The following is a 26,462-nucleotide window of genomic DNA, read 5'->3' on the forward strand; positions in this document are numbered from 1 at the left end:
GGGCGCCGGCCTCGATCGAGGCTACCCGTGCCCACCGACAGGGCCCGTCCGAGGGTGCGGGCCCGTGGGGCGGTCAGAGGCCCGGGGTCTCGGTGTCCTCGTCGGAGTCGTCCTCGCTCTCGGCGAGGACGGGGGACGCGTGGTGCGACCAGAGCTTCCAGCCCTCGGAGGTGCGGCGGAACACGTTCGTGGCGACGACCAGCTGTCCGACCAGGGGGCCCAGTTCCTCGCCGCCCTCGGGGGCCGGGCCGCCGCTGAGGATGTTCTCGGTGCAGGTGACCAGGGCGGTGCCGGCGGAGACGGACATATGGACATCGGTCAGGAAGAACTGGATGTAGTCGGTGTTCGCCATGATCAGCGCGTACGACCTCAGGACCTCGCCGCGGCCCGTGAGCGGCGGCCAGCCCGGATGCACGCAGGAGATCTCGGGCGCCGACCCGGGGGTGGTGCCGGGGAGGTCGCCGGCGTTCAGCCAGAGGTCGGAGAGGGTGTCGAAGTCGCCCTGCTCCAGTGCTTCGTAGAAGGCCGTGTTGGCACGCTCGACCTCTTCGAGGTCGGTGCCGGGCGTACCGGGTGCGGTCACCGGGCGCCCTCGACGGCGCGGGCGACGCGTACGGCGTCGGCGGTGGCGCGCACCTCGTGGACCCGGACGGCCCAGGCGCCGCTGTGGGCGGCGATCGCGGAGACGGCGGCGGTGGCGGCGTCCCGTTCGCGGGCGGGCGGCGGGGCGCCCTCCGGGCCCGCGAGGACCCGGCCCAGGAACCGCTTGCGGGAGGCGGCGACCAGGACGGGGTGGCCGAGGGCGCGCAGCCGCTCCAGGCGGGCGAGCAGGGCCAGGTCGTGGTCCACGTCCTTGGAGAAGCCGAGGCCGGGGTCGACGACTATCCGGTCGGGCGCGACCCCGCCCGCGATGACGGCCTCCACGCGCGCGTGCAGCTCGTCGACGACCTCCTTGACGACATCGGCGTAGACGCCCTGGATACGGGGGCCCTCCAGGAAGCCGCGCCAGTGCATCACCACGAAGGGGGCGCCCGCGGCGGCCACCACCGGGATCATGTCGGGGTCGGCGAGCCCTCCGCTGACGTCGTTGACGAGTACGGCGCCGGCCGCGAGCGACCGCTCGGCCACGGAGGCGCGCATGGTGTCCACGGACACCTTGGCCCCCTCCGCCGCCAGACCGCGCACCACGGGGACGACCCGGCGCAATTCCTCCGACTCGTCGACCCGGCTGGCACCGGGGCGGGTGGACTCACCGCCGACGTCGACGAGGTCGGCGCCCTGGTTCACGAGGTCGAGGCCGTGTTTGACCGCGGCGGTGGTGTCGAACCACCGGCCGCCGTCGGAGAAGGAGTCCGGGGTCACGTTGACGACGCCCATGACCCCGCAGCGGTCCCACTCGGGCAGTCCGTCGACCCGTCCGCGATCCTGGAGGCGATTCATGCTTTCCAGCCTAGGCCCGCGCGCGGGGTGCTGTTCTCCCGGTTCCCCCCGGGTCCTGCCTGCGACTCCATGGTCGCGCACGACCCGTGCGTGGTGCCGCCCGGCGGGTCGGTGGTTCCGCCCGGCCGTCAGTGGTTCCCATCGGCGGCCCGTGGCTCCGCCTGGGGGCCAGTGGGTTCCGCCGGGCACCCTGGTCACGGCGGGATTCCGCCCCGGCACCCGGTCGCGCCGGGGCGGGACGGGGGGCACGCGCGCGGGACGTCGAACCGGGGCACGCGCGCGGGGGACGTGCCCCGGCTCGTCCAGGCACCCCGTTCCGGGGTGTGTGCGCCGTGTCACGCCCCGGCGGTGGCGGTGCCCGGGTCCGGGCCGGGTCCCCGGCGGGTACGGCGGCGGCGTGGGGCGCGCCCTACGCGCGCGGGGCGACGCGCTGTCCGGTCCGCGTCTGCGGGTACGTGTCCGGGGGGCGGGCGGTCCCCGGGGGCCGTCGCCTCGTCGGGGGCCTGGGGGGCGAGGCCGGTCTCCCGGGTCCAGACCTCGGCGCCGGCCGGGGAGCAGCCGGTGACGGCGGGTGTCCAGGAGCGGGCCCTGGCCACGTCCATGAAGCGTTCGATGGCGCCGGGCCACGCCTCCGCGGCGCCCACCGGGTCGCCGTCCGCGATCATCACCCCGCGCACCACCCGGTAGCGGACGGCGGCCCGGCCGCTGGGGGAGAACACCACGCGGTGGTCCCGCCGGGTCCCCGGCCGGTCGAGCGGGCCCCGGCCGCCGTGCGGGTCGAGCAGGGCCCGCAGACGGTCCTCGTCGTCGGCGGTGGGCCGGGTGTCGGGCCCGCCGGGGCGCAGCGCCAGATGGACCGTGGTGACGCCTGTCAGCAGGCCCAGGGAGCCCAGACAGACGGCGACCGTCCATGCGGCGCTCCCCGTGTGGTCGAGGGGCCCCTCGACGCCCAGGAGCCCGTACAGGACGTGGGTCAGGCGGGCGGCGACGCTGGGGGCGCCGTCCATGCGGTCGGCGTGGGCGCCGACCAGGAGGAGGCCGAGCAGGATCGAGCCGGACCCCAGGAGGACGAAGTTCTTGAGCGCCCGCCAGCGGCTGCGCCGGTCCGGCGGGGCGGTGAAGCGGGCCCGGTGGCGCAGCAGCAGCGCGAGCAGCGCCAGGGGGACCAGCGTCCCGAACACGGAGTGGCGGTGCGCGAACTGCGCGGCGGCGCCCAGGGGCAGCAGTACCAGGGCGGCCAGGCAGGACCGGCGTTCGCCGCGGCGCAGTCCTCGGGCGAGCAGCAGGGTCAGTACGCCCGTGTTCAGCGCCAGGGCCGTGGCCAAGGACACGACGGGGTCGGGCCGTGCCCCGGCGGCGGGGGCCCGGGGTCCGCCTGACGGGCCGCCGGGCAGGACACCGGTCAAGGCGCCCGGCAGTACGCCGGGCAGGACGATCGGGGCGATGCCCAGCAGACCGGCGCACACGGCCGTCCACGCGGCCGTCGTGCCCACGGACCCGCGCGTGGGACGCGGTTCCCGCCCGTCGGGCCGGAGCCCGTCCGGGGTGGTGCCGTAGGCGTCGATGAGCATCGCATCACACAGTTCCGCGAGAGGTCCTTGGGCGTGGTGCCGCATCCGGTGTCCCGTGGTGCGGCGCTCTCTAGGACGGATGGTTCAGGAGCCCGGTTCACTTCGCGGTGGCCCGAGGGCGGGCGGGAGCCCTGGTCGGGTGGCCTGCTCGGGGGCCGCGCCGCGCGGCCGGGGGGCCCGGACGGCGGTCGCGGGTCCCGCCGGGTGGCTCAGCTCCCGGGCACCGTCTCCAGCTCGACCTCCGCGCGCGGGACGTCCCGCAGATCCGCCGCGGTGGACCTGCGCAGCGCCTCGTGGAGGCTCTGCGGGGTGAGGACGCCGAGGAACCGGCCCGCGCTCTCCTCGTCGATCACGGCGATCCACCCGGCGTCGTGCTGGAGCATCGTCGCGAACGCGTGCTTCAGGGACGCGCCCACCGGCAGCCACGCCTCCATCCGGCGGGCGTGCTCACGGACCGTACCGGTGCGCCCGCGCGCGTGCTCCTCGGATATCCAGCCGTGCAGATCGCCGTCGGCGTCCAGGACCACGGCCCAGCGCGCGCCCAGTTCCTTCGGCAGCGCGTCGTCCAGCCGCACCACCGGGGGCTGCTCCAGATCGCTCTCCTCGATGGGTGTCACCGACAGCCGCTTCAGGCCCCGGTCGGCGCCCACGAACTCGGCCACGTAGTCGCCGGACGGGGCGCCGAGCACCGTGGCGGGGGTGTCGAACTGCTCGATGCGACCGGCCCCGTACACCGCGATCCGGTCCCCCAGCCGGACCGCCTCCTCGATGTCGTGGGTGACGAACAACACGGTCTTGCGCACCGACTGCTGGAGCCGCAGGAACTCCGACTGGAGACGCTCGCGGACCACCGGGTCGACCGCGCCGAACGGCTCGTCCATGAGCAGCACCGGCGGATCGGCGGCCAGGGCGCGCGCGACGCCCACCCGCTGGCGCTGTCCGCCGGAGAGCTGGTCGGGGTAGCGCTCGCCGTGGACGGACGGGTCGAGGCCGACCAGGTCGAGGAGTTCGGCGGCCCGCGCGCGGGCCTTCTTGCGGCTCACGCCCAGCAGATGCGGCACGGTCGCCGTGTTGTCGAGGACGGTCCGGTGCGGGAAGAGGCCCACCTGCTGGATGACGTAGCCGATCCGGCGCCGCAGTTCGACGGGATCGCCCGCGGCGATGTCCTCGCCGTCGAGGAATATCCGTCCGCTCGTCGGCTCGATCAGCCGGTTCACCATCTTCATCGTCGTGGTCTTCCCGCAGCCGGACGGGCCGACAAGGGTGACCAGTTCACCGGCGGCGACCTCGAAGGACAGATCGTCCACGGCGGTGGTGCCGTCGGCGTAGCGCTTGCTGACGTTCTCGAACCGGATCATGAGTCCCCCTCGTGGTGCGGAATGCGTGGTGCGGAGTGCGCGCTGCGGATTGTGAATGCCGTGTTGCGTCGGTCCGACGCGCCTCAGCGATTGTCAGTGGCCGGGGTTAGGGTCGCCAGGTCGACCGGATACCCAGGTTGACAGATATCTGTTCGAGGAGTGCCCGGCGGAAAACGGGGGAGGTGGCACGGGTGAGCGCGCGCGACTGTCTGACGACGAACGAATGGATCTGCGGGGAGTACGTCACATCCCGGAGCCAGGAGCTGGTCGACGCGACCCTTCAGCACATCGCCATCACCGCCGCGGCGGTGGCGATCGGGGTCGCCGTGGCACTGCCGCTCGCCCTGCTCGCCCGCCGGTGGCGGGCGCTGGCGGGCCCCGTCCTCGGGATCACCACGGTGCTGTACTCGGTGCCCTCGCTGGCGATGTTCTCGCTGCTGCTGCCGCTCTTCGGGCTGTCGGCCGCGCTCGTCGTCACGGGCCTGGTGCTGTACTCGCTGACGATCCTCGTCCGGAACATCCTCATCGGACTGCGGTCCGTGCCCGAGGAGGTCAGGGAGGCCGCGCGCGGCATGGGCTACGGCCCGCTGCGCCGCCTCTGGGAGGTCGAGCTGCCGCTGGCGCTGCCCGCGCTCCTCGCGGGGGTGCGCATCACCACGGTGGCCACGGTCGCGCTCACCACGGTCGGCGCCATCGTCGGCCACGGCGGCCTCGGCACACTGATCCTCGACGGCCTCGACACCAGCTTCAAGGCGCAGGTCCTCACCGCGTCGGTGCTGTGCGTGCTCCTCGCCCTCGCCGCTGACGCGGCCCTGCTCCTGGTCCAGCGGCTGCTCACCCCCTGGACACGTCCCTCGCGCGCGGGCCGGTCCGCGCGCGCCTCCCGCGCGCCCCGGCCCGCTGTCGAGAAGGCGGCCGAGGCGGTATGAACGCGATATCGGGGGCGTACGAGTGGCTCGCGACCGGCGCCAACTGGCAGGGCGAGCGGGGCGTGTGGCACCGGCTCGCGGAGCATCTCTACTTCAGCGGTGTGTGTCTGCTGATCTCCTGTCTGATCGCCCTGCCGCTCGCCCTGTGGCTGGGCCATCTCGGCAAGGGCGGGGCCCTCGCGGTCAACCTCTCCAACGTGGGCCGCGCGATACCCACCCTCGCCGTACTGGTGCTGCTCACCCTCACCCCGCTGGGCCGCTACGGCGACGTACCGACGCTCATCGCCCTGGTCCTGTTCGCGGTCCCGCCGCTGCTGACCAACGCGTACGTGGGGATGCGCGAGGTCGACCGTTCCGTGGTGGAGGCCGCCCGGGGCATGGGTATGAGCGGTTGGCAGCTCTTCGCGCGCGTGGAACTGCCGCTGGCGTATCCGATGGTCATGGTGGGCATCAGATCGGCGGCGGTCCAGGTCGTGGCGACGGCGACCCTGGCGGCGATGGCGGGTGAGGGCGGTCTCGGCCGGATCATCACCGCCGGGTTCAGCTTGCAGAACACCCCCCAGGTCGTCGCGGGCGCCTTCCTGGTGGCGGTCCTCGCGCTGCTCGTCGAAGGTCTTCTCGCGCTCGCGGCACGGCTCTTCGACCCGATGCGCGGCCGCCCCGGAGCGGCGCGCTGAACCCGGCGCGGCCACGACCCCGCCGTACGGCCGCAGGACGCCGTACGGCAAGGCGGCGGGCACGCGTGTGTGCCCGCCGTCACGAACGACTGACACACACCCACTCCCGAACGGACGGTCGGCGATGAACAACGACAGCACCGCGTACGACGGCGCGCACCACGCGGCGTACGAGGACGGAACCACGGGCGGCGCACGGACCGGCGCCGCGCCCCTCGGCAAGGGGCGCGGGCGCGGCGGCACCCCACGCAGAGGTCGGCGGACCGCCGTGGCGACCCTCGCCGCCGTCGCCCTGACCGTCTCCCTCGCGGCCTGCGGCGGGGACAGCCTGGAGGACGGCGAAAGCGGCGGCGACGCCAAGAAGGGCTCCCTGGTGGTCGGCGCGGCCGGATTCACCGAGGCGAAGGTTCTCGCGCAGCTCTACAAGCAGATCCTGGACGACGCCGGATTCGACGCCTCCGTGAAGTCCGTCGAGAACCGCGAGATCTACGAACCCGAGCTGGAGAAGGGCTCGATCGACGTCGTCCCCGAATACGCGGCGACGCTCGCCGAATTCCTGAACGCCGCCAAGAACGGGCCGGACGCCGAGCCGGTGGCGTCCAGTGATGTCGCCGCGACGGTCGCCGCGTTGGAGAAGCTCGCCGAACCGCGCGGCCTGAAGGTGCTGCCCGCCGGGAAGGCCGTCGACCAGAACGCGTTCGCCGTCAGCGCCGAATTCGCGAAGGAGCACGGCCTCAAGACGCTTTCGGATCTGGGGAAGTCGGGCGAGAAGGTCAAGATCGCGGCCGGGGACGAATGCGAGGTGCGGCCCTTCTGCGCGCCCGGCCTCAAGAAGACGTACGGCATCGACGTGACCGGCGTCGATCCCAAGGGCGTCGGCACGGTCCAGTCGAAGCAGGCCGTGAAGAACGGTCAGGACCAATTGGTCCTGACCACCACGACCGACGCCACTCTCGACAGCTTCGGACTCGTCCTGCTGGAGGACGACAAGAAGCTTCAGAACGCCGACAACATCCTTCCCGTGGTGAACGCGAAGGACGCCGGCGGCAAAGAGATCGCCGACGCACTCGCGAAGTTGACCGACGCGCTCACCACCGATGATCTTGTGGAGCTCAACCGCAAGGTCGACTCCGAGCGCCAGAAGGAAGCGGATGTGGCGAAGGACTATCTGGAGTCGAAGGGGCTGCTGAAGAAGTAGCCGGGACCCGCCGAAGAAGAGACCGGGGGCCGACCGGTGAGGTAAAGGGCGTACGTCGGCCGGATTCTCCCGTACGCGGGGCAGCAACATTCACCTACGCGCGGTAAGTTTCTGGCCATGCCACGTGGACGTCACCGTCATTCACCACCCCTGCACCGGCTGCTCCCTCCCTCGGTGATCGCCGGAGTCTCCGTCGTCTGCGCCTCCAGCGCCTGGTTCTTCTCCGATACCGCGATCCTGCGCGGGCTCGCGGCGGGCGCGGGGGCGGCGGCCGTCGTGGGCTCCGTCGTGATGCGCCGCTGGGACCTGGTCGCGGGCAGACGGGTCGCGGAGCTGCTCCGTGCGCGCGCGGGCGACGAGTGGCGTTTCGAGGAACGTGTCGCCGAGGTCGAGTCCGATCTGGAGGAGTCGCGCGCGGCGCGCGGCAAGCTGGAACTGAAGCTGCGCGCCAAACGCACCGAACTGGCCGCCCTGCGCGGCGAGCACGCCGCGCTGCTGCGCCGGTACGCCACCGCCGAGACCGAGCGCGCGAGCGCCCTGGAGGGGCGGCGCAGGCTCGCGATAGAGGCCGCGGTCCCGGGGACCGCCGAGGCCGCGGCACCCGTGCCCGCGGATGACGACGCCGAGCCGTCGCGCGTCGAGCCCGCCGCGCCGGTGGCGACCGGCGCGCTGTATCTGCGCGCCAACTCCGCCCTCGACCGGCTGGGGCGCGGTACGGATGCCGGTGGTGGCCGTGCGCTGCCCACCGGACCGCCTGCCGAGGCATCGGACGGACCGCCTGCCGAGGCATCTGAGGGGGCATCGGACGGGGCGTCCGCCGGGCCCGCCACCGCGGGCCCCGTCGAGGCGTCCGCGCCCAAGGCCCCTGACGCTCCCGCCCCCCGGGACGGCTCCGGTCCCGGGTCCGCCCGGGACGGTTCCGGTACGCGGGCCGCTCCGCGTCCCCGCAGCGGGCCCCGTCCCGCGACCGCCCCCACCGGCGGCCGGGCCACCGTGGTGCCGGGCAACCGTTCCGTGCCCCGGCAGGGCGGCTCCGAGAGCCCCGCGTCGAAGGCGGCGGGCCGGGCGACCCCCGACGGCGCTCACCCGGCGAAGGAGGGTGAGGGCCGGGGGAAGGCCCCGGCGGCCGACGGGTACGCGCGTACGGTCGCCGCAGCCGACAGCGCCGGACACTTCAACGTCCCCACGGCCGCCGCCGTGGTGCCGCCCGCTCCCGCCCGTCGGCGGCCCGCTCCGGGGGGCTTCGACTTCTTCGGTGCCAAGGGCGAGCCCGAGGCGGCGGCTCTGGAGGCCGTGCAGAACGAGGACCTCGCGGATGTCGTCGGCGAGGAGGCCCTGGCGCTGCACAAGGCCGAGTCGGAGGCGGGCTTCAAGCGGTCCGGTGCGGCGGTGACGGGGGTGGGGCAGGTCGTCGACCTGACCGCCCATGACGAGACCGAACCGATCGACATCCAGGGACTCCGCTCGGCCCTCCAGGCGTGACGCCTTCGCTTGCGCTTTTGAGGTCTTCCCGGGTGGGCCTACTTGTCCCTGCACAGGTCGCTCGTGGGTGCGCAGTTCCCCGCGCCCCTAGGGTTCCATTCCTGGGCGCACCTGTTCCCGTGCGGGCACTCACGTGGGTGCGCAGTTCCCCGCGCCCCTGGGGTCGCGCCTCTTGCGGTTCCCGTTCGGCTGCGGGTGGTCCTTGGTTGCTCGCGCAGTTCCCCGCGCCCCTGGGTCTGTCCGGCTGAGCGCACTTGTTCCTGTGCCGTCGCTCGTCGGGTGCGCAGTTCCCCGCGCCCCTTCGGGGGCGCCTCCTGGGGCTGTTCTCAGGCTGCGGGTGGGGTCGGTCTGCGGCCGGCATCAACCGGGGCCGGGGTTGAACCCCCCCTCCTCGCGCAGTCGCATGGCTGCGTAAGGGGGTGGGCGGGAATCTCTGCCCGCAGACTCCGACGCCACCAATACCGCCACTGGACGTCGTACCGAGCGCGTTGGAGCGAGGACGGAGAATCCCGACCGGCACCGACCCGGAGAACCGGCCAGGTGCGCCCCATAGGGGCGCGGGGAACTGCGCACCCACGGACGACCTGTGCGGGAACAAGTACGCCCCGCACAGGAACCCCGCGGCGTGAGCAACCCCGCGCGAGCCAAGAGGCGGCCCGTCAGGACATCCAGCGGTCCGGGCGGGCGGCCTTCCGGCTCGTCCGGGACCGCTCGGCCTGCGAGGCCAACAGCGCCCGCGCCTCGTCCAGATCCCGCATCCGCGCGGGAACCGTGTTGTTCGCCCCGGTCTCCACATGCACGTCGGCCACCCCGTGCACCCGCTGCCAGGGCCCCTGGAGCAGCCGCACACTCTGCACCTTCGCGTGCGGCACCAGCGACAGACTGCGGCGCAGCAGCCCGTGCCGGGAGGCGAACACGGTGTCCGTGACGGCGAAACCGTAGCCACGCCACCACAGCGGCACGCACCAGCGTGCCCTGCGCGGCGGCCGGGACAGCGACTCGGGGACGGTCACACCGGGCAGCACGCGCGCGATGATGCCGACGGCAAGCGCGCGCGGGGCGACGGGGATCAGCACGGAGTTGGTGGAGCCCGCGACATCCAGCTCGACCCGCACCCAGTCGCGCCGCCGCCACATCAGCGGCTCCTCGATGCGTACCGTCTGCACCCGGCCGGGCGGCACCGTCTCGTGCATCCGGTCGAGCAGACCGTGGTCGATGCGCAGCCCGTCGGGCGACTCGCCGACGGTCCAGTCGTACTCCTTGATGAAGCGTCCCGCGCTGCTGGTGACCGCGGCGCCCACGAGGGGGAGCGCGGTGGCGAGGACCGTCCACACGTTGTGGGTGAGGAACCACAGGAACGCCGGTACGGCGACCGCGCCCAGCAGCGCCAGCCAGGGCCCACCGCTCAGCAGCAAGGAGACGGCCAGCATCCGGGGCGCCACCCGGACCAGCTCACGTACCGGTGCCTCCCCGACCTCGTGCGCGGTCTCCGGCGCGAAGCCGGCCGCGCGGGCGAGGAGTTCGGCGCGCAGCGCGCGGGCCTCGTCGGCGCCGAGGAACGCCAGCTCGTCCTTGTTCTCCGTGCCGACGACGTCGAGTTTCAGCTTGGAGACACCGATGACCCGGGCGAGCAGCGGCTGGGTCACGTCCACGGCCTGGATGCGGTCGAGGCGGATGTGCGCGGTGCGTCTGAAGAGCAGTCCGGTACGGATGCGCAGCTCGGTGTCGGTGACCGCGAAGTAGGTGAACCACCAGGTCAGGAAGCCGTACAGGGCGGCTGACACGAGCAGTCCGGCGAGGCCGAGCAGCAGGGTCGTCGTGGCGAGGGAGGTGACCTGGCGCTGGGCGCCGTCGGGGTCGTGGACGGCCCATCCGACGAGGATCGCTATGGGCGCCCAGGCCCGCCGCAGCGGGGTTATGGGGTGCAGGCGCCGCTCGCCGACGGCGATGCCCGCGCCGCCCGTCACGGAGTTGCCGGTGGTGGCCCCGTCCGGGGCCTTCACGGTCCGGTGGGGGGCCGTGGACCCGTCCGGGCTCCCGGGAGCGCCCGCGAGGGCCTCCGGGCCGCCTGGAGGGGTCGTGAGGGCTTCCCCGCCCCCGGTGGCTCCGGTGGCCCCGGCTACGGTCCGCCCGGTCCCGTCGTCGGACCCCGGCGCACTCACAGGCCCGCCGATCGTGCCTCGCCCAGCTCGGTGAGCCGGTCACGCAGCCGTTCCGCTTCCTCGGGCAGCAGCCCGGGGATACGGGCGTCGCTCGCGGCGGCGGCCGTGTGCAGTTGCACACTGGCCAGCCCGAAGTACCGCTCGACGGGTCCGGACGTGACCTCGACGAGCTGCATCCGCCCGTACGGCACGATGGTCTGCTCGTGCCAGAGCACACCCCGGCTGATCAGCAGGTCGTCGGCGCGTTCCGCGTACCGCCAGGAGCGCCAGTTGCGGCCCAGCATCGGCCAGCCCCACAGCAGCACCGCCAGCGGCAGCGCGGCGAAGGCGGCCCAGCCGGTGCCCGCGAACAGCCCGAGGAGCACCCCCGTGGCCGCCGTCAGCGGCACCATCCACACCACGAGCAGCAGCCGCCGCATCCGCAGCAGTCCGGGCGGCAGCCCCGTCCACACCGGCTCACCCCCGGCGGTCTCCTCCGCCGGGCCCGCGACCCCGGTTCCTTCCGCGCTCCCCGTATCCATGACGCAAGCGTACGTAAGGGAGACTGTGCGCATGACACCCATGACGCCCGTGACCGGGCCGACGGAGACCGTGGTCGGTATCGGCGGTGCGGCGGAGAGCACCGACATGGTGCTCAACATCGGTCCCCAGCATCCGTCGACCCACGGGGTGCTGCGGCTGCGGCTGGTCCTGGACGGTGAGGTGATCCGGCACGCCGAGCCGGTCGTCGGGTACATGCACCGGGGCGCGGAGAAACTCTTCGAGGCGCGTGACTACCGCCAGATCGTGATGCTGGCCAACCGCCACGACTGGCTGTCCGCTTTCTCCAACGAGCTGGGCGTCGTCATCGCGGTGGAGCGCATGCTCGGGATGGAGGTCCCCGAGCGCGCGGTGTGGACCCGTACGCTGCTCGCCGAGCTGAACCGGGTGCTGAACCATCTGATGTTCCTGGGTTCGTACCCGCTGGAGCTGGGCGGGATCACCCCGGTGTTCCATGCCTTCCGGGAGCGCGAGGAGCTCCAGACCGTCATGGAGGAGGTCTCCGGCGGCCGGATGCACTACATGTTCAACCGGGTCGGCGGCCTCAAGGAGGACGTGCCCGCCGGGTGGACGTCCCGCGCGCGGGAGGCCGTCGCGTCGGTGCGGTCCCGGATGGACGTGTACGACCGGCTGGTGCTCGGCAACGAGATCTTCCGGGGACGCACCCGGGGCGTCGGCGTCCTCACTCCGGAGGCGGTGCACGCGTACGGGGTGAGCGGCCCCATCGCGCGCGCGTCGGGCGTCGACTTCGACCTGCGCCGGGACGAGCCCTATCTGGCGTACGGGGAGCTGGGTGACGTCCTGCGGGTCGTCACGCGCGAGGAGGGCGACTGCCTGGCCCGCTTCGAGTGCCTGCTGGACCAGACCCACAACGCCCTCGACCTCGCCGACGCCTGTCTCGACCGGATCGTGGAGCTGCCGCCGGGCCCGGTCAACCAGCGGCTGCCCAAGGTGCTCAAGGCGCCCGAGGGCCACACCTACGCGTGGACCGAGAACCCGCTCGGTATCAACGGCTACTACCTGGTGTCGAAGGGGGAGAAGACCCCGTACCGGCTGAAGCTGCGCTCCGCGTCGTACAACAACATCCAGGCCCTGGCGGAACTGCTGCCGGGCACCCTGGTGGCGGACATGGTGGCCATCCTGGGGTCGCTGTTCTTCGTCGTCGGGGACATCGACAAGTAGCGGCCGACCGCGCTAGCGGGGGTCCTGGGCCGCCGGTTCGGGCCGCAGGAGTCCGGCGGGGACGCCCACCGGCTGGAGCAGCCATCCGAAGTCCCCGAGCCCGCCCCGGGCCGTCAGTTCGGCGGCCTCACCCGCGCGCGCGAGGGCCCGTACGTACCGGGCCGGATCGGTGGCCGCCAGGGACGGCGACGGGCGGGCGCCCGCCACCCCGAGCGCGTGCAGCGCGGTGCGCTGCGTGGTCCGTTCGGCGCCCGGCAGCGCGCACGCGTCCAGCGCCACATGCGCGGTGATGTCGCAGGACCCGTCGGGCACCGGCGGCACCTCACGGCCCGCGCGGAAGCCCGTGAGCGTGCCGAAGGGCGGCCGTGCGGTCCGCTCGTGGGCGTAGTCGACGGCGACCGCGAGCCCGGCCGCCAGGGTGGCCACGGCGGCGGCCCAGGCGGTGTCCCTGGGGTGCCCGATCTCGACCCGCAGGCCGGGCTCCGGCCGCCCGTCGGGGTCGGCGGGCAGCGGCCACCAGCGGGCCGTCCAGTCGGTGTCGGCACCCGTCAGCGGCGCGCCCAGGTGCTCACCGCCGTCCGGGGCGACCAGCACCCGGCGCAGTGTCCCGTCGGTGTCGGTCTCGGCCACGTCCAGGGGGACGTTGTCCAGCCACTCGTTGGCGAACAGCAGTCCGCGGGTGCCGGACGGCGGCTCGGGCAGCCACTCGATCCGGCCGTCCAGGACGGCCGGGCGGTCCGCGTGCTCCACCGCGACCGCCCGTACCCGTGCGACCACCTCTGCGGGCAGCGCAGCCAGCACACCCGTCACCAGTTCGCCCCGGCCCGCGGCCATGTCCACGAAGGCCAGCTCCGCAGGGTGCCCCAGGACGGTGTCGACACGGCACAGCAGACGGGCGACGGCCCCGGCGAACAGCGGGGAGGCGTGCACGGAGGTGCGGAAGTGCCCGGCGGGGCCCTCCGGCCGCCGGTAGAAGCCCGAAGGGCCGTAGAGCGCCCGCTCGGCCGCCTCCCGCCACCCGGGCGGCCCGGTGGCCCCGTCGGCCTCCCCGGGCCCGTCAGGGCCTTCCTGGCCCGCCGCTGTCTCTTCCCGCACCGTCCCAGCCTAGCGAGGCCCCGTCCCCGGAGGCGCTCCCCCTGGACCCGGGACGTGGTGAGGCCCCGTTCCCGGAGGCGCTCGCCTGGCGAGGCCCCTGGACCCGGGACGTGGCGAGGCCCTGAGCGCGGACGTGGGGGTGCGCCGGACCGGGGGAGGCCGGCGAGGGGTGACCGGCGTCGGAAGGGCCCTCACCGACCGCCGCGGACGGTGCCGTATCCACCTAGGGGAGTACAAGCGGACGATTCGGATCGATCCTCCGGTTGACCCCCACGCCCCGCACGCGTACCTACCCTGGGTTACGTGCAGCGCGTCTATGACTTCCTCCGCAGACACCCGACCGGTGTCGACTCCTTCTGGGCCGTCGTCCTGCTGGGTCTGAACTGCGCTGCCCTGATCAGTGCGAGGAACAACCCCGAGGCGCTGGCGGAGGAGCCCCCCGGGGCCGTGCTGGGCGTCCCCTCCCTGCTCGTCACCGTGGCGCTGTCCCTGGTCGTCGCGCTGCGCCGCCGCTGGCCCGAGCGGATGCTGGTCCTCGCCACGCTGACCGGTCTCGCGCAGATCGCGATCGACGTGCCCACGATGCTGTCCGACTTCGCGCTGCTCGTGATCGTCTACACGGTGGCGGCGGACGGGGTGGCCTGGGCGTCCCGCTTCGCGCTGATCGCGGGGTTCGCCGCCGCGCCGCTGTCGATGCTCCGCTGGCCGGACCCCGCGACGGACATCGTCCGCTCGGTGTTCTTCACGATCTTCATGATGGTGCCGTTCGCGCTCGCCTGGGTGCTCGGTGACTCGATCCGCACCCGGCGCGCCTATCTGGCGCAGCTGGAGGAGCGCGCGGCCCGGCTGGAGCGGGAACGCGAGGCACAGTCCAAGGTCGCCGTGGCCGCCGAGCGTGCGCGTATCGCGCGTGAGCTGCACGATGTCGTCGCGCACAACGTGTCCGTGATGGTGGTCCAGGCCGATGGCGCCGCCTATGTCCTCGACGCCGCCCCCGATCAGGCCCGCAAGGCGCTGGAGACCATCTCCGGCACCGGCCGGCAGGCCCTCGCGGAGATGCGCCGGCTGCTCGGCGTGCTGCGCACCGGGGAACCCGAGGAGTCCGGCGAGTACGTCCCGCAGCCCGATGTCGAGCAGCTCGACGATCTGATCGAGCAGGTCCGCACCTCGGGGCTCCCCGTCGACTTCAAGGTCGAGGGCACCCCCCGCCCGCTGCCCAGCGGGGTCGAGCTGACCGCCTACCGCATCGTCCAGGAAGCCCTGACGAACACCCGTAAGCACGGCGGCCCCAACACCGGCGCGAGCGTGCGCCTGGTCTACTTCGACGACGGCCTCGGCCTGCTCGTCGAGGACGACGGCAAGGGGGCGCCCCACGAGCTGTACGAGGAGGGCGGCGCCGACGGCCAGGGCCACGGCCTCATCGGGATGCGCGAACGCGTCGGCATGGTCGGCGGAACCCTGGACGCGGGCCCCCGGCCGGGCGGAGGTTTCCGGATCAGTGTCCTGCTCCCCCTGAAACCCGCACACTGAGGGACGTCCGTCCCCCGCCGCACACACTTCTGCCCACACCGCGCGATCCCGGTGGCCCCGTGGCCGCCCGGAGATCGGCTCAGGTCCGCTCAGGTCCATACAGGTCTCCACGGACCTGTACAGGTCCGTACAGGAAGGGAATGCCCCATGTCCTCGATCCGGGTGATGCTCGTCGACGACCAGGTGCTTCTGCGCACCGGCTTCCGGATGGTGCTCGCCGCCCAGCCGGACATGGAGGTCGTCGCGGAAGCGGGCGACGGGGTCGAGGCCCTCCAGGTGCTGCGCGGCGCCGAGGTCGACGTCGTCCTCATGGATGTCCGCATGCCCAAGCTGGACGGTGTGGAGACCACCCGCCGGATCTGCGCGGACCAGGACCCCCCGAAGGTCCTCATCCTGACCACGTTCGACCTCGACGAGTACGCCTTCTCCGGGCTGAAGGCCGGGGCGTCCGGGTTCATGCTCAAGGACGTGCCCCCCGGTGAGCTGCTCGCCGCGATCAGGTCCGTGCACAGCGGTGACGCCGTGGTCGCCCCGTCGACCACCCGGCGGCTGCTGGACCGCTTCGCGCCGATGCTCCCGGCGACCGGCGTGCAGCCCCAGCACAAGCGGCTGGAGCGGCTCACCGAGCGGGAACGCGAGGTCATGATGCTGGTCGCCCAGGGGCTGTCCAACGGCGAGATCGCGGCCCGTCTGGTGCTGTCCGAGGCCACGGTGAAGACCCATGTGGGACGCATCCTCACCAAGCTCGGACTGCGTGACCGGGTACAGGTCGTCGTCCTCGCCTACGAGACGGGCCTGGTGCGCGCCGGAGGCGGCGCCCACTGAAGCACCCCGCGCGGGAGGGCCCCTGACCGGGGCGCCCCGCGGCTTCTCGGCGGCAAGGACGCGCCGCCGCGCACCTGGAAGGGCGGTGCCGCACCTCCAGGTGCGAGCGACCCACCAGCCCGTCCCCTTCGCGACCCGTCCCGCTCCGGTCAGCGCAGGATGCCCTCCAGGAAGTCCGAACCGAGGCGCGCCACGACGGTCACGTCGAGCTGGTGCAGCACATAGCGTCCGCGCCGACGGGTGCTGATCAGTCCGGCCTTCTTCAGCACCGCGAGATGACGGGAGACCTCGGGCGCGCTGATACCGAGCGCGTAGGCCAGCTCGCCGGTCGTGTACGGGGAGCGGGCGATGTTGCGGCAGATGCGCAGCCTGATCGGGTGGGACAGGGCCTCCAGCCGCCGCTCCAGCAGCTCCACCGGCGGCGCGGGCAGCTCGCCCGCCGAGACCGGGTACTGGACGACCGGCCGCCAGCCGGGGGCGTGCAGCGCCAGCAGATGCGGCCAGCCGAAGTGCGAGGGGATGAAGACCAGCCCGGGACCCACGGCCGGGTCCACCGCGGTGGTGGTGCCGTGGGCGAGCTTGTCGACCGTGAGCCGTCTGCGGTCGTCGTCCACCGAGAGGGCCGGGGAGACCGCCGCGACCGCCTCCGGCAGGCCCTTGTGCCGCAGGAGCTCCGTCTTGTGGCGGGCGTCGGCCACGAGCTGGCCTTGCACCCGGCGCCAGGTGTCGGCGAAGAACGCCTCGTCGCAGTCCTCCAGCAGTCTGCGCACCCACGCGCGGACATCCGCCGGGTCCGTCAGCAGCCGCCGCGCGAAGTCGACCTGCTGGGGGCCCCGGGTCGCCGCCAGCTCCATGACCTGCGCCCGCCGGTCCGGATCGATGAGCGGGGACGGCTTGCCCACGTCGTAGCTGTGGCTGCACGTGAACTCAAGGGCGGCGTCGACGAACCGTTCGTCGGGCACCCGGTCCAGGACGTCCAGCTCCTCCGCGAGCGTCGCCCCCGGTCGGCCCGAGCCGTCGGGCAGACCCGCGAACGCCATGAAGATGTCCGAGAACGTCGTACGCCACAGGAAGTCCGCCTCGCACAGCCGGTCCGCCAGATCGGGCTTGAGCGACGCGGCCGTGGCCGTCGCCCAGCCGTGCAGCCCCGGATGGTGGCCCGGCTCGGCGAGCGCGTGCAGGGCGAGCCCCAGCTCGGCGAGCGGGGACGCCTCGAAGACGATCCGCTCCTGGGGCAGCCCCGCGATGTCGATACGCACGCTCATGTCCTCATGGTGCACCCGGCCACCGACAACGCCCCGCCGATTGACGGCCCGCGTCAATCGGCGTGACCGGACGCCGGTGGCGGCGCACTGTTGAACACGTCGGGACCGATCCGGCGAATCGGTGGATAACCGCCATTTCGGTATGCCGGTAGGACGCCATGGCCGGGCACGAGCGGCCCACGAACGAGGGGTACGTCATGAGCCTCACCCAGCAGTACGCACTGGACCTCTACCGGGCCCGTCAGCGGGGCGAACCGCCGCCTCCGGCTCCCGGCCGCCACGACTGGCGGACCGTCCGGGAACTGCGCGACCACGGCCGCTTCGACGCGGTCGTCCAGGGCCGCCCGGCCCGGCGCCGCCGGCGCCACGCCCTGGCCGCGCTGTTGCGGCCGTTCGCCCGCCGCCGCGGTACGTCCGCCTGAGCGGCCGTCCGCCCGCGACCGGTCCCGGCTACCCCGGCCCCGGCCCCGCTTCCCCGTCCGGCCCGGGTACGGGCACGGGCACGGACGCCGGTACGGGCACCCGGGCGACGAACCCGGCCACCGCCCGGACCACGTCCGCCGGGGTCCATTCCGTCCCCGGCCCCGCGACCGTCACCTCGGTCACCGACAGGCCCGGCGCCGCCCCCGGGTGCCAGCCGCGGAACAGGGCGGTACCGGTCTCCTCCGCCTGGCGCACCGCGGCCCGGGTGAGCGTGTCCGCGTCGTAAGGGAGCCACACCTGGAACTGATGGGTGTGCGGGACCTCCGGATGGACCCGGAACCACGGCACCCGCGCGCGGGTGAGGCCGGTGCGCAGCGCGTCGGCCACCGTGCGCGCGTGGGCCACGTACTCCGGCAGCCGGGGCAGTTCACGGTCCAGTCCGGCGAGCGCGGACAAGGCCGTCGGGAACTGCTGGAAGACCTGGCCGCCGTAACGGTGCCGCCACGCGCGTGCCTCGTCGACCAGCGACGCGGGACCGGCCAGCGCGGCGCCCCCGATGCCGTTCAGCGACTTGTAGAACGACACGTACACGCTGTCCGCGAGCGCGGCCACCTCCCGCAGGGACCGCCCGAAGTGCGGCGCGCACTCCCACAGCCGCGCCCCGTCGAGATGGACGACGGCGTCCCGCGCGCGGGCGGCGTCCACCAGGTCGTTCAGCCCGTCCCAGGTGGGCAGCAGGAAACCCGCTTCCCGCAGGGGCAGTTCCAGCATGAGCGTGCCGAACGGCTCGTCCAGGTCCCTGATCTCGTCGGCCGTGGGCTGGCGCCGCTCGGTGGTCGGATGGACGGTCCGCAGACCGCTCAGCACGCTCAGCGCGTCCCGTTCGTGCACCTCCGGATGGGCGAGCGGATGCAGCGCCACCACAGGGTTGCCCGTCCGGGCCGCCCAGCAGCGCAGCGCGACCTGCTGCGCCATCGTGCCGGTCGGGAAGAACGCCGCGGCCTCCGTGCCCAGCAGCTCGGCGACCCGGCCCTCCAGGGCGGCGACCACCCCGTCGCCGTACACGTCGACCCCGTCGGACAGATCGTGGCTGTCGCCCGCCGTCCCGGTGAGCTCCGCCAGCCGCTCGGCCAGGGTGGCGTCCGTGCCGGGGCGCCACAGGGTCCGCGCGGCACCGCGGAACGCGGCCCTCCGGCGGGCCTGGGACAGCTCCCCGGCTTCCTCCACGGCCCCGTCCGGGGGCTCGGTCGATGAGTCCATGGGGCCGATCATGGCGTACGGGTGTGCGGCTGCCCACAGCCTGTGGACAACGCGGGGCCGCCGGGGGCAATCGCGTTAGCATGACGAGAAATCGTCCGGTACCCCGAGCGGACTGGAACGGAAGGCCGTCGTCGCGTGAACACACCTCACCCCCCCGACCCCAGGGACCGCCCCGCGCGCCTGTCGGTGGGCGTCGTCGGAGCCGGCCGGGTGGGTCCCGTGCTGGCCGCCTCGCTCCAGCTCGCCGGACACCGCCCGGTAGCCGTCTCCGGGGTCTCCGAGACCTCGGTGCGCCGCGCGGCCCAACTGCTGCCCGATGTGCCGCTGGTGTCGCCCGCGGAGGTCCTGGCGCGCGCGGACCTGGTCCTGCTGACCGTCCCGGACGACGCGCTGCCCGGACTCGTGGAAGGGCTCGCCGACACCGGCGCCGTCCGCCCCGGTCAGCTCATCGCGCACACCTCCGGACGGTACGGCGCCAAGGTGCTCGACCCGGCGCTGCGCGCGGGGGCGCTGCCGCTGGCCCTGCACCCCGCGATGACGTTCACCGGCACCGCCGTGGACGTGCAGCGCCTCGCCGGATGCTCCTTCGGGGTCACCGCGCCCGACGAACTGCGGATGGCCGCCGAGGCCCTGGTCATCGAGATGGGCGGCGAGCCCGAGTGGATCGCCGAGGAGTCCCGGCCGCTGTACCACGCGGCCCTCGCGCTCGGCGCGAACCACCTGGTCACCCTGGTCGCGCAGGCCATGGAGCTGCTGCGCGAGGCGGGGGTCGCCGCCCCCGACCGGATGCTCGGCCCGCTGCTCGGCGCGGCCCTCGACAACGCCCTGCGCTCCGGGGACGCCGCCCTGACCGGCCCCGTCGCGCGCGGGGACGCCGGTACGGTCGCCGCGCATGTCACCGAACTGCGCGCGCACGCCCCCGGGATGGTCGCCGGATATCTGGCGATGGCCCGCGCCACCGCCGACCGGGCGCTCGCCCACGGCACCCTGAAGCCCGAACTCGCCGAGGACCTGCTCGGCGTCCTCGGCGGAGACCCGGAAGGGCCCGCGACATGAGCGTTCGCCTGCTGCGCACCGCGGAGCGGTTGCACACCCCGGCGACCGGTACCGGTGCAGGCGGGGGCGGCATTGACGCCCCCGCGCGCGTGCCCGCCGCTCCCCGCCGGGCCGTCGTGATGACGATGGGCGCCCTCCACGAGGGCCACGCGACCCTGATCCGCACCGCGAGGGAGCGGGTCGGCCCCGGCGGCGAGGTCGTGGTCACCGTCTTCGTCAACCCGCTCCAGTTCGGCGCGGGCGAGGACCTGGACCGCTATCCGCGCACCCTGGACGCCGATGTGGAGCTCGCCGGACGGGCGGGCGCGGACATCGTCCTCGCCCCGTCGGCGGACGAGGTCTACCCGGGCGGCGCACTCCAGGTCCGCGTGTCGGCGGGACCGATGGGGGAGCGGCTGGAGGGCGCGTCCCGGCCCGGCCACTTCGACGGGATGCTGACGGTCGTCGCGAAGCTGCTGCACCTCACCCGCCCCGACGTGGCGCTGTACGGGCAGAAGGACGCCCAGCAGCTCGCCCTCATCCGGCGTATGTCGCGGGACCTGAACTTCGGCGTGGAGATCGTCGGCGTGCCCACCGTCCGGGAGGCCGACGGCCTGGCGATGTCCAGCCGCAACCGCTACCTCTCCCCGGCCGAGCGCCGGACGGCCCTGTCGCTGTCGCAGGCCCTGTTCGCGGGCCGTGACCGGCACGCCGCGCAGGAGGCCCTGCGGGCCCGTGCCGAGCTCGCGCCCGCCACGCACGCGCGTGCCGAGGCCCTCGGAGCGCTGGGGGAGTCCCGTGCCGCGGCCGACGCGCACGCCGTCGCCCAGGTCGCGCCGGGCGCCCCCGCGGCGGTGCGCGCGGCGGCCGGCATCGTCCTGGACGCCGCCACCCGCCTCCGGCCGCCCCTCACCCTCGACTACCTGGCGCTGGTCGACCCGTCCGACTTCACCGAGGTCCCCGACACGTACACCGGTGACGCCGTGCTCACGGTCGCCGCGCGGGTCGGCACCACCCGGCTCATCGACAACCTGCCCCTCACCTTCGGGACGCCCGCGTCCTTCGGCGGGCCCGACACCCAGGGAGCCGCCTCGTGACCCGCGCAGCCCACCGAGACACCGGCACCGGCCATGGCGCGCCCACCGGCACCGGCGGCCCGGCCACCGGTGTCGCCCTGCACGCCCCGGCGCCCGGCTGGTCCCTCGCCGCCGACGTCGTCGTGGTGGGCTCCGGAGTCGCCGGGCTCACCGCCGCGCTGCGCTGCGCCGCCGCCGGGCTGGAGACCGTCGTGGTCACCAAGGCCAGGCTGGACGCCGGTTCGACCCGCTGGGCGCAGGGCGGCATAGCGGCGGCCCTCGGCGACGGCGACACCCCGCAGCAGCACCTCGACGACACCCTGGTGGCGGGCGCGGGCCTGTGCGACGAGGACGCCGTACGACTGCTGGTCACCGAGGGCCCCGACGCCGTCCGCAGGCTCATCGACACCGGCGCGCACTTCGACGAGTCCGCCGACGGCGGACTGGCGCTGACCCGGGAGGGCGGCCACCACCGCCGCCGCATCGCCCACGCGGGCGGCGACGCGACCGGCGCGGAGATCTCCCGCGCCCTGGTGGACGCCGTCCGCGCGCGCGGGATACCGACCGTCGAGAACGCGCTCGTCCTCGATCTGCTCACCGACGCCGAGGGCCACGCGGCCGGTGTCACCCTGCATGTGATGGGCGAGGGCCAGCACGACGGCGTGGGCGCCGTCCACGCGCCGTCCGTGGTGCTCGCCACCGGCGGGATGGGCCAGGTCTACTCCGCGACCACCAACCCGGCCGTGTCCACCGGCGACGGGGTCGCCCTGGCCCTGCGCGCGGGCGCCGAGGTCAGCGATCTGGAGTTCGTGCAGTTCCACCCCACGGTGCTGTTCCTCGGCCCGGACGCGGAGGGCCAGCAGCCACTGGTCTCCGAGGCGGTACGCGGTGAGGGCGCCCATCTGGTCGACGCCGACGGGGTGCGCTTCATGGTGGGGCAGCACGAACTGGCCGAGCTGGCGCCCCGGGACATCGTCGCCAAGGGCATCATGCGGCGGATGCGCGAGCAGGGCACCGAGCACATGTACCTGGACGCCCGGCACTTCGGCGCGGACATGTGGGAGCGCCGTTTCCCGACGATCCTCGCCGCCTGCCGCGCCCACGGCATGGACCCGGTCACCGAGCCCGTCCCGGTCGCCCCGGCCGCCCACTACGCCTCCGGCGGCGTCCGTACCGACGCCGACGGCCGCACCACCGTGCCGGGCCTCTACGCGTGCGGTGAGGTCGCCTGCACGGGTGTGCACGGCGCCAACCGGCTGGCGTCCAACTCGCTGCTCGAAGGGCTGGTGTACGCCGAGCGGATCGCCGCCGACATCGTCCGCGCGGACGCCGCCGGACGCCCCGCGCGCGTACCCGTCGCCACGGCCCGCCCGGACGCGCCCACGGACGCGCCCACGGACGCGGACCTACCCGCGCCCACGGACGTACCCACGCGGCCGGACGAACCCGCCGAGTCGGGCGTACGCACGCACACCGACGGACCTACGCGGGCCGACGGACCCGCGCACACCGACGGACCCGCCGGGTCGGACATGCCCGCGTACCCGCTGCTCGGCGCCGACGCCCGGTTCCGTATCCAGCGGATCATGACCGACGGGGCCGGGGTGCTCCGCTCGGCGAAGTCGCTCGCCCGTGCCGCCGCGCAGCTCCAGGAACTCCACGACGCCGCCCGCGGCGACCTCGTGGAGCACGGCAAGACCGCCGAGCCCGGCGTGGACACCTGGGAGACCACCAACCTGCTGTGCGTCGCCCGTGTCCTCGTCGCTGCGGCCCTGCGCCGTGAGGAGACCCGCGGCTGCCACTGGCGGGAGGACCACGCCGACGCCGTCGACGACTGGCGCCGGCACATCGTCGTCCGGCTCGCCGCCGACCGGGCCCTCACCCTCACCACCACGCGCGCGGAGAACTTCCCCCCGACCCTCGAACCCGCACCGGCGCCCGGACCCGCGTCCGCGCTCGCGCCCGTCCCCGACGGAACCCCGCCCCGCCCGGACGCGTACGCTGACGCCGCACCCGCCGGGACCCCGCGCGCGGGAACCGCCCCGGCCGGGCCCGCCGACGACGCGTCCGCGCGGCCGACGCCCGCCGGGAGCACCGGGAACACCCCGCCGGGGACCCCGCCGCACGCACCGGCGGACACCTCCCCAGGGGCGCCGCACGGCCCCAGCACCGCCGACCGCCCGACCGCCGCCCGTCCCCAGGAGCACTGAGCCGTGAGCGACACCGACCTTCCCCTCGTCCCGGACGGAGGCTGCGGCGACGGCTGCGGCTGCGGCGCGGGAGCCGCTCCCGGGAGCGCCGACCACGACCCGTACGACGACGAGTGCGGGCTCGACCCGGCGCTCGCCGAACTCATCGCCGCGGCCGGACTCGATCCCATCGAGGTCGAGGACATCGCGCACATGGCCGTCGAGGAGGACCTGGCGGGCGGGGTGGACGTCACCAGCGTCGCCACCATCCCCGAGGACGCCGTCGCGACCGGTGACTTCACCGCGCGGGAGGCGGGCACCGTCGCCGGGCTGCGGGTCGCCGAGGCGGTGCTGTCGCTCGTGTGCACCGACGAGTTCGAGGTCGAGCGGCATGTGGAGGACGGCGACCAGGTGGCCGCCGGACAGCCGCTGCTCAGCGTCACCACCCGCACCCGCGACCTGCTGACCGCCGAACGCAGCGCGCTGAACCTGCTGTGCCGTCTGTCGGGCATCGCGACGGCCACGCGCGCGTGGGCCGACCTCCTGGAAGGCACCGGGGCCAAGGTCCGCGACACCCGCAAGACCACCCCGGGGCTGCGGTCCCTGGAGAAGTTCGCGGTCCGCTGCGGCGGCGGCGTCAACCACCGGATGTCGCTGTCCGACGCGGCCCTGGTCAAGGACAACCACGTGGTCGCCGCCGGGGGCGTCACCCAGGCGTTCAAGCTGGTGCGTGAGGCGTTCCCCGAGCTGCCGGTCGAGGTCGAGGTCGACACCCTGCACCAGTTGCGCGAGGTGGTCGACGCGGGCGCCGATCTGATCCTGCTGGACAACTTCACCCCCGGGGAGACCGAGGAGGCCGTCGCCCTGGTGAAGGGCCGCGCGCTCCTGGAGTCCTCGGGCCGTCTCACCCTCGGCAACGCCCGCGCCTACGCGGACACCGGTGTCGACTTCCTCGCGGTGGGCGCCCTCACCCACTCCGCGCCGATCCTGGACATCGGCCTGGACCTGCGGGCACCCGACGAGCGCGACGCCCCGGACCAGGCACCGGGCACGGCAGGCGCGTCCACGCGCGGGACACACGACAGCGGAGCGGAGTAGACGCCATGCTGCTGACGATCGACGTGGGCAACACCCACACCGTGCTGGGCCTCTTCGACGGTGACGAGATCGTCGAGCACTGGCGCATCTCCACGGACGCCCGCCGCACCGCCGACGAGCTGGCCGTCCTCCTCCAGGGCCTGATGGGCATGCACCCGCTGCTCGGTGAGGAACTGGGCGACGGCATCGACGGCATCGCCATCTGTTCCACCGTCCCGTCCGTGCTGCACGAGCTGCGCGAGGTCACCCGGCGCTACTACGGCGACGTGCCGGCCGTCCTGGTGGAGCCCGGCATCAAGACCGGGGTGCCGATCCTCATGGACAACCCCAAGGAGGTCGGCGCGGACCGCATCATCAACGCGGTGGCCGCGGTCGAGCTCTACGGCGGTCCCGCGATCGTCGTCGACTTCGGTACGGCGACCACCTTCGACGCGGTCTCCGCGCGCGGGGAGTACACCGGCGGGGTCATCGCCCCCGGCATCGAGATCTCCGTCGAGGCGCTGGGGGTCCGCGGGGCGCAGCTGCGCAAGATCGAGCTGGCGCGGCCCCGCAGCGTGATCGGCAAGAACACCGTGGAGGCCATGCAGTCGGGCATCCTCTACGGGTTCGCGGGCCAGGTCGACGGGGTCGTCACCCGGATGTCCCGTGAGCTGGCCACCGACCCGTCCGAGGTCACCGTCATCGCCACCGGAGGGCTCGCCCCGATGGTTCTCGGCGAGGCGTCCGTGATCGACGAGCACGAGCCGTGGCTGACGCTGATCGGCCTGCGGCTGGTCTACGAACGCAACATCGCCCGGATGTAGCGGGACGTGCGGCCCGGGTGCGACGGGAACACCCCGGTGCGCCCCGCGCCGCCGCGCCCCCGGCCCGTACCTGTTCCGGCGCGGGGCGCACCGGGACCCGCACCGGGACCCGCACCGGGACCCGCACCGGGACCCGCACCGGGACCCGCACCGGGACCCGCACCGGGACCCGCACCGGGACGACCCTCGCGCCACCGGACCACTCCCGGACCCTCCCCGACCCGGCCGCCCCACCCGGGCGCGCGGGGCCACGCCACATCCCCGCAGTCAGCGAATTTTGTCTGATTAGCGCGTATCGTCACCCCATGCCCACGCCATACGGATCTCGCGGCGGCATGGCGTTCGGCGCGGAGGAGCTCCATGTGCTCCGCCGTGCCCTCGCTCTCGCCCTCCACCCCGGCCCCGTATCCGCCGAGGACGTCCACGACTGTCTCCGGCTCGCCGACTCCGTCGACGAGGCGGTGCGCGAGGGTGCCCGGCTGCGCGCCTTCCTGGTCGACGACCTGGACCGCTACCGGGCCGCCCTGCCCGGTACGGTCGGCGGCTATCTGTCCCTCCTGGAGGACGTGCTCGCCGCCGGGTACCAGCCCGTCCCCGACGATCTCGCCGCGCTGCGGGCGCTGCGCGGCAATCCGGTCGCCGCGGCCCTCCTCGAACGCTGCCGCACCCTGGCCGAACGCGCGGTGCGGGCCCGGCTCGCCGGACGGGCCGTCCCGTCCGTGCTGTCGGCCCCGGCGGCGAGCGTCCCCGCCGGGCGCACGGCGTCCGTCCCGGGCTCCCGTGCCCGCCTGACGGCCCTGCCGGGCGGTCTCGCCCGGATCGGCGCCCCGGCGCGCCCGCAGGCCGCGGACAAGCCCGCCGAGCGCCCCGGGGCCGACCCGAAGCGCAAGCCGGGCGAACCGGCGCCGCAGCGGCCCGTGCCGACGCCCGCGGAGGTCTTCCCGCCGCGCCGCCGCCCGGCCGGACCCGGTGGACCGGCCGCGCCGGACGGCACCCCGGGGCCCGCCGCCGAACCGCCGGCGGACCCTCCCCAGCAGTGGGCCGCCGGATAGCGCTCGCTACCCTGGGCCCATGGACTACGTCTCCGCGCTCGTGCCCCCCGTCGTGATGGCAGTGTTCTTCACCGCGCTCATCGTGACGATCGTGAAGACCCAGGGTGGCGACAAGAAGGCCAAGGAGGACGCGGCGGTCGACCACGCGTTGCAGCAGCAGGCCGAGCAGGCCCGCCGCGCCGCGGCGCCCGACAGCGCCGCCTGACCCGCTCGGGCGCCTGACCCGCCGAGGCATCTGACGTACCGCCGTACCGGATCGTCGCGGTAAGGGC

General features: G+C 74.1%; 23 protein-coding genes and 1 pseudogene. 15 read left to right on the plus strand and 9 right to left on the minus strand.

What is annotated here, in order from left to right; translation table 11 throughout:
- Positions 1-73: 73 nt before the first annotated feature.
- The 4 genes from OG711_RS22215 to OG711_RS22230 form a co-directional block, all read right to left on the minus strand.
- The gene (locus tag OG711_RS22215; protein ID WP_099282645.1) at positions 74-583 is read right to left on the minus strand and encodes a nuclear transport factor 2 family protein; all 510 of its coding nucleotides are present in this window, start codon (positions 581-583) and stop codon (positions 74-76) included.
- A complete protein-coding gene (gene folP, locus OG711_RS22220) occupies positions 580-1,440 on the minus strand; it encodes a dihydropteroate synthase (RefSeq protein ID WP_329560168.1) in 861 nt (286 codons plus the stop codon). The genes OG711_RS22215 and folP overlap by 4 nt, the downstream gene beginning before the upstream one ends.
- A gap of 335 nt (positions 1,441-1,775) precedes the next feature.
- Entirely contained in the window at positions 1,776-3,011 is a 1,236-nt protein-coding gene (locus tag OG711_RS22225; RefSeq protein ID WP_405673981.1) for a phosphatidylglycerol lysyltransferase domain-containing protein, read from the minus strand.
- 209 nt (positions 3,012-3,220) lie between these two features.
- Positions 3,221-4,369 carry an ABC transporter ATP-binding protein gene (locus OG711_RS22230; protein ID WP_073795292.1) on the minus strand — a complete coding sequence of 383 codons (1,149 nt, stop codon included), beginning with the start codon at positions 4,367-4,369 and terminating at the stop codon, positions 3,221-3,223.
- Positions 4,370-4,560: 191 nt separating this feature from the next.
- Between OG711_RS22230 and OG711_RS22235 the strand changes: the two genes are divergently transcribed.
- The 4 genes from OG711_RS22235 to OG711_RS22250 all read left to right on the plus strand — a co-directional run bounded on the left by OG711_RS22235 (position 4,561) and on the right by OG711_RS22250 (position 8,655).
- Positions 4,561-5,298, plus strand: a complete 738-nt coding sequence (locus tag OG711_RS22235; RefSeq protein ID WP_073795588.1) for an ABC transporter permease — start codon at positions 4,561-4,563, stop codon at positions 5,296-5,298.
- A complete protein-coding gene (locus OG711_RS22240; protein ID WP_073795289.1) occupies positions 5,295-5,975 on the plus strand; it encodes an ABC transporter permease in 681 nt (226 codons plus the stop codon). The genes OG711_RS22235 and OG711_RS22240 overlap by 4 nt, the downstream gene beginning before the upstream one ends.
- A 124-nt stretch (positions 5,976-6,099) precedes the next feature.
- The gene (locus tag OG711_RS22245) at positions 6,100-7,173 is read left to right on the plus strand and encodes an ABC transporter substrate-binding protein (protein ID WP_329560169.1); all 1,074 of its coding nucleotides are present in this window, start codon (positions 6,100-6,102) and stop codon (positions 7,171-7,173) included.
- A gap of 117 nt (positions 7,174-7,290) precedes the next feature.
- Positions 7,291-8,655 (plus strand): coiled-coil domain-containing protein, encoded by a 1,365-nt coding sequence (locus tag OG711_RS22250; RefSeq protein WP_329560170.1) that lies wholly within the window; start codon positions 7,291-7,293, stop codon positions 8,653-8,655.
- A gap of 659 nt (positions 8,656-9,314) precedes the next feature.
- On the opposite strand, the gene OG711_RS22255 is transcribed toward OG711_RS22250, so the two are convergent.
- Both OG711_RS22255 and OG711_RS22260 read right to left on the minus strand, forming a co-directional pair.
- Positions 9,315-10,622, minus strand: a complete 1,308-nt coding sequence (locus tag OG711_RS22255; RefSeq protein WP_266518362.1) for a PH domain-containing protein — start codon at positions 10,620-10,622, stop codon at positions 9,315-9,317.
- A gap of 191 nt (positions 10,623-10,813) precedes the next feature.
- On the minus strand, positions 10,814-11,338 hold the full coding sequence (locus OG711_RS22260; protein ID WP_266516961.1) for a PH domain-containing protein: 525 nt from the start codon (positions 11,336-11,338) through the stop codon (positions 10,814-10,816).
- 40 nt (positions 11,339-11,378) lie between these two features.
- Between OG711_RS22260 and OG711_RS22265 the strand changes: the two genes are divergently transcribed.
- A complete protein-coding gene (locus OG711_RS22265) occupies positions 11,379-12,539 on the plus strand; it encodes an NADH-quinone oxidoreductase subunit D (protein ID WP_073795581.1) in 1,161 nt (386 codons plus the stop codon).
- A gap of 12 nt (positions 12,540-12,551) precedes the next feature.
- Here the strand turns inward: OG711_RS22265 and OG711_RS22270 are convergent, their stop codons facing one another.
- Positions 12,552-13,634, minus strand: a complete 1,083-nt coding sequence (locus OG711_RS22270; protein WP_329560171.1) for an SAM-dependent methyltransferase — start codon at positions 13,632-13,634, stop codon at positions 12,552-12,554.
- A 303-nt stretch (positions 13,635-13,937) separates the two neighbouring features.
- Between OG711_RS22270 and OG711_RS22275 the strand changes: the two genes are divergently transcribed.
- Positions 13,938-15,164 carry a sensor histidine kinase gene (locus tag OG711_RS22275; protein WP_073795280.1) on the plus strand — a complete coding sequence of 409 codons (1,227 nt, stop codon included), beginning with the start codon at positions 13,938-13,940 and terminating at the stop codon, positions 15,162-15,164.
- A gap of 147 nt (positions 15,165-15,311) precedes the next feature.
- A complete protein-coding gene (locus OG711_RS22280) occupies positions 15,312-15,989 on the plus strand; it encodes a response regulator (protein ID WP_073795277.1) in 678 nt (225 codons plus the stop codon).
- Positions 15,990-16,138: 149 nt separating this feature from the next.
- Here the strand turns inward: OG711_RS22280 and OG711_RS22285 are convergent, their stop codons facing one another.
- Positions 16,139-17,254: a DUF5937 family protein gene (locus tag OG711_RS22285; protein WP_329560172.1), complete on the minus strand. Its 1,116-nt coding sequence runs from the start codon at positions 17,252-17,254 to the stop codon at positions 16,139-16,141.
- Between the two features lie 158 nt (positions 17,255-17,412).
- Here OG711_RS22285 and OG711_RS22290 point away from each other — a divergent pair, with 158 nt between their 5' ends.
- Positions 17,413-17,676: a hypothetical protein gene (locus OG711_RS22290; protein ID WP_399504882.1), complete on the plus strand. Its 264-nt coding sequence runs from the start codon at positions 17,413-17,415 to the stop codon at positions 17,674-17,676.
- A gap of 28 nt (positions 17,677-17,704) precedes the next feature.
- On the opposite strand, the gene OG711_RS22295 is transcribed toward OG711_RS22290, so the two are convergent.
- A complete protein-coding gene (locus OG711_RS22295; RefSeq protein WP_329560173.1) occupies positions 17,705-18,937 on the minus strand; it encodes a threonine aldolase family protein in 1,233 nt (410 codons plus the stop codon).
- A gap of 135 nt (positions 18,938-19,072) precedes the next feature.
- Here OG711_RS22295 and OG711_RS22300 point away from each other — a divergent pair, with 135 nt between their 5' ends.
- The 7 genes and pseudogenes from OG711_RS22300 (at position 19,073) to OG711_RS22330 (ending at position 26,395) form a co-directional block, all read left to right on the plus strand.
- Positions 19,073-19,993, plus strand: a complete 921-nt coding sequence (locus OG711_RS22300) for a Rossmann-like and DUF2520 domain-containing protein (protein WP_266516949.1) — start codon at positions 19,073-19,075, stop codon at positions 19,991-19,993.
- Positions 19,990-21,069 carry a pantoate--beta-alanine ligase gene (gene panC / locus OG711_RS22305; protein WP_329560174.1) on the plus strand — a complete coding sequence of 360 codons (1,080 nt, stop codon included), beginning with the start codon at positions 19,990-19,992 and terminating at the stop codon, positions 21,067-21,069. Before OG711_RS22300 ends, panC begins: the two co-directional genes overlap by 4 nt.
- A 77-nt stretch (positions 21,070-21,146) precedes the next feature.
- The gene (locus tag OG711_RS22310; RefSeq protein ID WP_329563959.1) at positions 21,147-23,258 is read left to right on the plus strand and encodes an L-aspartate oxidase; all 2,112 of its coding nucleotides are present in this window, start codon (positions 21,147-21,149) and stop codon (positions 23,256-23,258) included.
- A gap of 3 nt (positions 23,259-23,261) precedes the next feature.
- Positions 23,262-24,257, plus strand: a pseudogene (gene nadC / locus OG711_RS22315) (carboxylating nicotinate-nucleotide diphosphorylase); the annotation flags it as partial.
- 83 nt (positions 24,258-24,340) lie between these two features.
- Positions 24,341-25,138, plus strand: coding sequence for a type III pantothenate kinase (locus OG711_RS22320; protein WP_073795267.1), 798 nt, complete (start codon positions 24,341-24,343; stop codon positions 25,136-25,138).
- Positions 25,139-25,473: 335 nt separating this feature from the next.
- On the plus strand, positions 25,474-26,190 hold the full coding sequence (locus OG711_RS22325) for a hypothetical protein (RefSeq protein WP_329563961.1): 717 nt from the start codon (positions 25,474-25,476) through the stop codon (positions 26,188-26,190).
- 19 nt (positions 26,191-26,209) lie between these two features.
- Positions 26,210-26,395 (plus strand): hypothetical protein, encoded by a 186-nt coding sequence (locus tag OG711_RS22330; protein WP_329560175.1) that lies wholly within the window; start codon positions 26,210-26,212, stop codon positions 26,393-26,395.
- Positions 26,396-26,462 lie beyond the last annotated feature (67 nt).

The sequence above is a fragment of the Streptomyces uncialis genome (assembly GCF_036250755.1).
GTDB lineage: Bacteria > Actinomycetota > Actinomycetes > Streptomycetales > Streptomycetaceae > Streptomyces > Streptomyces uncialis.

Bases quoted from the DNA above. Each gene is read 5' to 3' on its own strand.
- OG711_RS22230 (WP_073795292.1), bottom strand. From the start codon at position 4,369: ATGATCCGGTTCGAGAACGTCAGCAAGCGCTACGCCGACGGCACCACC.
- OG711_RS22295 (WP_329560173.1), bottom strand. From the start codon at position 18,937: ATGGACTCATCGACCGAGCCCCCGGACGGGGCCGTGGAGGAAGCCGGG.
- OG711_RS22250 (WP_329560170.1), top strand. From the start codon at position 7,291: ATGCCACGTGGACGTCACCGTCATTCACCACCCCTGCACCGGCTGCTC.
- OG711_RS22240 (WP_073795289.1), top strand. From the start codon at position 5,295: ATGAACGCGATATCGGGGGCGTACGAGTGGCTCGCGACCGGCGCCAAC.
- OG711_RS22285 (WP_329560172.1), bottom strand. From the start codon at position 17,254: ATGAGCGTGCGTATCGACATCGCGGGGCTGCCCCAGGAGCGGATCGTC.
- OG711_RS22260 (WP_266516961.1), bottom strand. From the start codon at position 11,338: ATGGATACGGGGAGCGCGGAAGGAACCGGGGTCGCGGGCCCGGCGGAG.
- OG711_RS22280 (WP_073795277.1), top strand. From the start codon at position 15,312: ATGTCCTCGATCCGGGTGATGCTCGTCGACGACCAGGTGCTTCTGCGC.
- OG711_RS22330 (WP_329560175.1), top strand. From the start codon at position 26,210: ATGGACTACGTCTCCGCGCTCGTGCCCCCCGTCGTGATGGCAGTGTTC.
- panC (WP_329560174.1), top strand. From the start codon at position 19,990: ATGAGCGTTCGCCTGCTGCGCACCGCGGAGCGGTTGCACACCCCGGCG.
- OG711_RS22325 (WP_329563961.1), top strand. From the start codon at position 25,474: ATGGCGTTCGGCGCGGAGGAGCTCCATGTGCTCCGCCGTGCCCTCGCT.
- OG711_RS22265 (WP_073795581.1), top strand. From the start codon at position 11,379: ATGACGCCCGTGACCGGGCCGACGGAGACCGTGGTCGGTATCGGCGGT.
- OG711_RS22290 (WP_399504882.1), top strand. From the start codon at position 17,413: ATGGCCGGGCACGAGCGGCCCACGAACGAGGGGTACGTCATGAGCCTC.
- OG711_RS22225 (WP_405673981.1), bottom strand. From the start codon at position 3,011: ATGCTCATCGACGCCTACGGCACCACCCCGGACGGGCTCCGGCCCGAC.
- OG711_RS22245 (WP_329560169.1), top strand. From the start codon at position 6,100: ATGAACAACGACAGCACCGCGTACGACGGCGCGCACCACGCGGCGTAC.
- folP (WP_329560168.1), bottom strand. From the start codon at position 1,440: ATGAATCGCCTCCAGGATCGCGGACGGGTCGACGGACTGCCCGAGTGG.
- OG711_RS22320 (WP_073795267.1), top strand. From the start codon at position 24,341: ATGCTGCTGACGATCGACGTGGGCAACACCCACACCGTGCTGGGCCTC.